The 5780-nt window shown below is 38.3% G+C and carries 6 protein-coding genes and 1 pseudogene; 2 read left to right on the plus strand and 5 right to left on the minus strand.

Going from position 1 to position 5780, the window contains the following annotated elements; translation table 11 throughout:
* Positions 1–99 precede the first annotated feature (99 nt).
* The 4 genes and pseudogenes from ACSC97_RS17610 to yaaA form a co-directional block, all read right to left on the minus strand.
* Positions 100–405, minus strand: a pseudogene (locus tag ACSC97_RS17610) (NUDIX domain-containing protein); the annotation flags it as partial.
* A gap of 29 nt (positions 406–434) precedes the next feature.
* Positions 435–1052, minus strand: a complete 618-nt coding sequence (locus ACSC97_RS17615) for an HD domain-containing protein (protein WP_436662236.1) — start codon at positions 1050–1052, stop codon at positions 435–437.
* Positions 1053–1061: 9 nt separating this feature from the next.
* Positions 1062–1325 (minus strand): hypothetical protein, encoded by a 264-nt coding sequence (locus ACSC97_RS17620; RefSeq protein ID WP_004962254.1) that lies wholly within the window; start codon positions 1323–1325, stop codon positions 1062–1064.
* Between the two features lie 21 nt (positions 1326–1346).
* Entirely contained in the window at positions 1347–2129 is a 783-nt protein-coding gene (yaaA, locus tag ACSC97_RS17625; RefSeq protein ID WP_436662238.1) for a peroxide stress protein YaaA, read from the minus strand.
* Positions 2130–2253: 124 nt separating this feature from the next.
* On the opposite strand from yaaA, the gene ACSC97_RS17630 reads away from it, so the two are divergent.
* Together ACSC97_RS17630 and ACSC97_RS17635 are read left to right on the plus strand one after the other, a co-directional pair.
* Positions 2254–2883: an alpha/beta hydrolase gene (locus ACSC97_RS17630; RefSeq protein WP_436662240.1), complete on the plus strand. Its 630-nt coding sequence runs from the start codon at positions 2254–2256 to the stop codon at positions 2881–2883.
* Between the two features lie 93 nt (positions 2884–2976).
* On the plus strand, positions 2977–4047 hold the full coding sequence (locus tag ACSC97_RS17635) for a DUF2157 domain-containing protein (protein ID WP_436662242.1): 1071 nt from the start codon (positions 2977–2979) through the stop codon (positions 4045–4047).
* Here ACSC97_RS17635 and rtcR read toward each other — a convergent pair whose 3' ends face one another.
* On the minus strand, positions 4048–5649 hold the full coding sequence (gene rtcR / locus ACSC97_RS17640; RefSeq protein WP_436662244.1) for an RNA repair transcriptional activator RtcR: 1602 nt from the start codon (positions 5647–5649) through the stop codon (positions 4048–4050).
* Positions 5650–5780: the final 131 nt, after the last annotated feature.

Below are 5780 nucleotides of genomic sequence, written 5' to 3' on the forward strand. Positions count from 1 at the left end.
CTACGTTTGATTGGTTTTGGAAAAAAAGAAGAATTTAAGAAAGTGCTCGCAATTTTAAGAAAGAAAAAGCCTGATAGGACAAGGGCCCTATGAAATTTGTCGTGTACAGAGATCGCCTTTATAAATATAAAGAAATTCATGAAAATTTCGCCCTACAACGGGATCATAGAAAAAATTTTCAACAATCGCAAAAAGCACAGGCGAATTAAAATACTCTCCTGTTTCTTCAAGCACTTCTCGTTGAATTCCCTCTAGGGTTGTTTCTGAAAATTTTAATCGACCACCCACTAAAGAAATACTTCCATCAGGAAATGTAGAAACCAAAATCTGATCTTCATGCTCTATCCAAGCAGCCACACGAATATTAAGTTTTCCCTCTGCAATATCTAATGTTAAATCTTTCACTTATAACTCAATGGCTTCATTTTAATCATTTATTCTATTATATTCTTTAAATTCATTTTCGCCCTTTGTTCAAAACTGTGTTGAAAATATTCCGTTTGATACAGAGGTTCAGCCTGATAAAAATGCGTTAGAACTTCTTTTCTTTTAATCGAATAAACATCAGGATCTACCCAAGCATATTCCTGTTGAATCTGCTGCTTATACTCCGCAAAACGCTCTGGTGAAGCCGCTAGAATCGCTAAGTCAATATCCAGTAAAAACTGTAAATCTCGCTCATCCGTTGCTTCATGCTTTTGCGTAGCAACAATCCATCGCTTAATCTTTTGAACGTCATCTGCTGATAAATCTTGAGCCAAATACTGCTCAAATAGCTCAGCACTTTTTAGCTCATTATCTTTTGCTTGTGGATCATAAACCGCATCATGAAACCAGAGTGCCAATGCAACTGCATCTGCATCATTTAAATCAGGTCGAATCGATTCAAGTAAAACCAAACATTCATACAAATGTTGTAGCGTATGATAAGCTCGCTGCTTTTCACTATAGGCAGCAATCAACTTGTTAAAAATTTTCTGCGGTTCAGAAAAATGATAATGCCTATGCAGCTCAAACCATGATTTTTCCAATATAGTTAAATATTGCTGCATTACTCATCCTTATTGGATTTCCTTATTAAGCCACTTTGCTAAAGACTCTGCATCCTTACGCTCAAGAAAGAGCTGATACAAAGTGCAGGAACCAAACTCATGTTTTAGTTCCTGCTGACGCACAGGGTGATTACCAAATCTAAAGCGTCGAGTACCATCACGATCTAAAGGCAGTGCATACACGCCATAACTCCGAGGTTCTGTCAGATGCCCTTTGATTCGGACTTGATCAAGCGATATAGCATTTTTCAACAAATGTTCTTTGGTTAACATCCCATCCTGCCCAAGGCAAATCTAAGCTGCGTGCTGTTCATCTCGCTTAAAGACCAACTCTTTATCCGATGAACTTTCAGCATCAAAGTAATACCCTTCACTATCAAATGCTTTTAATTGTTCTACTTGGCTTAATTTATTTTCAATCAAGTATCTTGCCATTAGACCACGCGCTTTTTTCGCGTAGAAACTAATGACTTTATATTTCCCGTTCTTCTGATCCAAGAATACAGGCTTGATAATTTCTGCCTGAATTTTCTTTTCATTCACAGATTTATAATATTCGTCAGAGGCTAAATTTACCAATAATTTTGCATCAATTTCAGCTAAATCTTGGTTAATTTGATCAGTGATAATTCTGCCCCAAAACTCATATAAATTATTTCCACGGCTATTCTTTAATTTAGTACCCATTTCTAAACGATACGGCATCATCAAATCCAATGGGCGTAACAAACCATAAAGACCAGACAACATGCGCAAATGCTGTTGGGCAAAATCAATATCATGATCTTTTAAGTGATAAGCATCTAGACCTGTATACACGTCACCTTTAAATGCAAATAAAGCTTGGCGTGCATTAGAAAAATCAAATTCCGCATTCCAATCACGAAAACGCTCTACATTTAAATTGGCGATTTTTTCACTCACGGTCATTAACGATGCAATTTCTGTTGCCGAAAGTTTGCGACATACATCTATCAATTGTTGTGATTGCTCTAATAAACGAGGCTGTGTATATGTGTCAGTCGGTAAAGCAGTTTCATAATCTAGTGTTTTCGCTGGAGAAATTAAAGCAAGCATAATCAATCAGAATAAATTTATCTTGGTGAAACTATATCAGTTGATAATTTTTAATGCCAATTCGTGTTCTCGTTCTGTTTTATCGGTAAAATAGTGGATTCTTCCATTATCCATTACGTATCTTATGTCTGAGCAATTATTCATCCAAGGTCCTGTTGGTCAAATCGAAATATTTGTTGATCAGCCCCAAGGAGAAATCACAGGTTTTGCTGTCGTCTGCCATCCACATCCTTTGCAAGGTGGTACACCACATCATAAAGTCCCTGTTTTACTGGCTCAGATTTTTAATGAAATGGGTTGTGTCGTTTATCGCCCTAGCTTCCGTGGTTTGGCTGGCAGTGAAGGTGTTCATGATCAAGGTCATGGCGAAACTGATGATATTATGGCTGTGATTGAATATGCCCGTGCAAAACATACTGATTTAACTTTTTATGCCGGTGGTTTTAGTTTCGGTTCTCATGTATTAGCTAAATGCCAAGCACAACTCAGTGAAGAGTTACGTCCAAAACAATTAGTGCTCTGCGGTCTACCAACAGGCTCAGTGGTGGATTTACGTCATTATAAAACCCCTGCAATTGATGGCGATATTTTATTCGTACACGGCGAGCAAGATGACATCACCCTACTCTCTGATATGATCGCGTGGGCAAAACCACAAAAGCATCCAATCACGATTCTGCCAGGTGCCAATCATTTTTTTACTGGTTATCTAAAACAGTTGCGTCAAATTATCACTCGTTTTTTAAAACTTTAGACTTAACAACAAATTACTAAGAAAAGTATACGCCTTTTGAATCCAATGTCTGTTATATCAGTATAGATGTACAGGCATTTAGGTTCTTAAATAATGAAATTAAATAAAAAACAGGGACTTTTTTTAAAGCAAACCATTGAGCATTGGCAACAACAAGGCACGATTACACCTGATATTGCAAATGAATTAAATCAGAGTTTTTCGATTCGGCCTTTTGACTGGGAGCGACTCGCAAAATATTCATTCTGGATCTCGATGATTTGTATAGTGATCGCAATAGCAGCTATCACACTTGATGATTATTTAATGAAGTTGGTTGAAAGAATCTTTATAGATTCCAAAATTATTCCTTGTCTGGTTTTTGCTGCTGTTGCTATAGCTTTTTATGGCTTTGCCTATCGTCGACGTAAAACCAAACCCTTACATCAATTTAGTAATGAAGCGATTATTTTTGCAGGCGTGCTTTCTACAGCAGCATCCGTCGCCTATTTCGGTCAAGTGATTGATACAGGCAGTGGGCATTTCTCTTTGCTATTCTTGCTCTCCACCATTATTTATGCAGTACTTGCCTTCTGGTTCCCTTCTAAACTGATCTGGGTATTTTCCTTACTTTCTCTCGGGTCATGGTTTGGGACGGAAACTGGCTATATGTCGGGTTGGGGAGCCTATTACCTAGGCATGAACTTTCCTTTACGTTTTGTCTTTTTTGGCAGCGTATTGATTGGTTTAAGCTTGCTGTTTAAACGCTACGCGCATTTTAGAGATTTCACCCATTCAACTTATGTCATGGGACTGCTTTATCTATTTATTGCCTTATGGATTCTCTCAATCTTTGGCAATTATGGTGATTTGAATAGCTGGTATAACGTTAAACAATATGAACTCTTGCATTGGGGTGTGCTTTTCGCATTTATTGCCATCATCGCGATTGTTTATGGTTTAAAACATGATGATGCTACCTCACGCGGTTTTGGTATCACCTTCTTATTTATTAATCTCTACACCAAGTATTTTGAGTTCTTTTGGAATGGCATGCACAAAGCCATTTTCTTTATCTTGCTCGCTGCATCTTTCTGGTGGATTGGCCGACACGCCGAAAAACTTTGGAATTTAGAGTTTATACCAACTCAATCACAAATAAAGAAAGACCATCCCGTTGAATAATTACTGAAAATCACTCCAACTCAAGCCAAACCGAGCTAAATACTTTTTAACTCGGTCGCTGTCATTTGTGGTGTTCCGTTGGTGGCGTGAAGCAGCAAATAGCTGACGTCCAGCATCAGCCATAGACTTGGCATTTTCACAGACTTGAAGTACGCCTCGTAGTTGAATCTGATCAAACTCATCGATTTCGCTCAACTGCCTTTGATCTAAATATTTAAGGAGAATATCTACATCTTTAGATTGGTTTTGTGTGGTTTGAATCGACCACAGTTGCTTTAAACGCTGAATCTCTTTTTCTACCGTTTCCGAATGAATCAACTCACCTGTGGATAGCGTTGCTAATCGGGTGACACTGGCGGTTAAATCTCGGAAATTCCCCTGCCAAGATGCTTGTTTAGACTTGGCAAATTTCAAATATGCATCAAGGGCATCACGTTGAAATCGTAATTGACGCTGATGATTTACAGCAAAACGTTGCAACTCAAATTCAATATTCGGGGCAATATCTTCTATTCGATCTTTAAGATTGGGTAAAAAGAATGTCCATGTATTCAACCTCGCCCATAAATCCTCACGAAAACGACCTTCTTGTACCTCTGTTCTCAGGTCTTTATTTGTCCCTGCAATCAACTGAAAATCTGCCTGAACCTCTTTATCACTTCCGACTGGAAAAAAAGATTTATCTTCGAGTGCCTTGAGGAGCATCGCTTGCTCATCCAACCCAAGCTCGCCAATTTCATCCAGAAATAAAATACCTTGATCAGCACTTTTTAATAAGCCTGTTCTTGAAGCCGCTGCCCCTGTAAAAGCTCCTTTGATATGTCCAAATAAACTCGACATGGCACTATCACCACGCAGCGTCGCACAGTTCACATCAACAAAACGCCCACTTAAATGAAAGTTGTCTTTCTTTAACTGAAAAATTTGTTTGGCTAAATGCGATTTACCCACACCTGTTGAGCCCATAATCAAAATCGGCGCACTTGAACGTGTTGCTACCAACTCAACTTCTGTAATCAGTTGATTGAATTCAGGGTTATAGGTTGAAATATTGGCTTTCAACTGTTGCCAGTTTTGTTGTTGCTCATCTTCAAAGCGTTGCTTTAAAACATCATATCGGGATAAATCCAGATCAATAATGCGATATTCACCTTCTGGCGTTTTCTGTTGATTGGGTGCACTTTGAATCAGCTTTGCAGGTAAATAATTGGCATCGACTAGTAGATACCAACAGATTTGTGCAACGCGTGTACCTGTGGTGATATGTAAAAGATAGTTGTTCTTTTCAGTATCAAAGGGATAACTTTTCACATAGTCATATAGCGCACCATAAACCTCAGCAAAATCCCAAGGATCTCGGATACTCACTCGATGCCCTGACACGGTAGTCGATGGCGACACATCCTGCGCATCTTCAGCAATAAATTTAACTAAATTATGATGTTGCCGATCATGCAATAGTACCAGCTCATCTACAATCAAATCTTCATGCATCATAAGACTTAGCGTCGGACGCCAGCGTTGCCATCGGTCAGGACGCTTTCCTTGATCTAAAGTAGAACCGACGAAGCCAATAACGATTGTTTTCTTTGCATTCAACATAATTTCTATAATATTTTACTTTGTACACGACAAAAAAAGATAACTCATTGAAATAATGGCATAATACTTGTTTTCTGACGACGAATATGATGACACATTTCAATGAGTTACATCTCATCTTAAACAAATAT

Source organism: Acinetobacter sp. P1(2025) (assembly GCF_051390655.1).
Lineage (GTDB): Bacteria > Pseudomonadota > Gammaproteobacteria > Pseudomonadales > Moraxellaceae > Acinetobacter > Acinetobacter junii.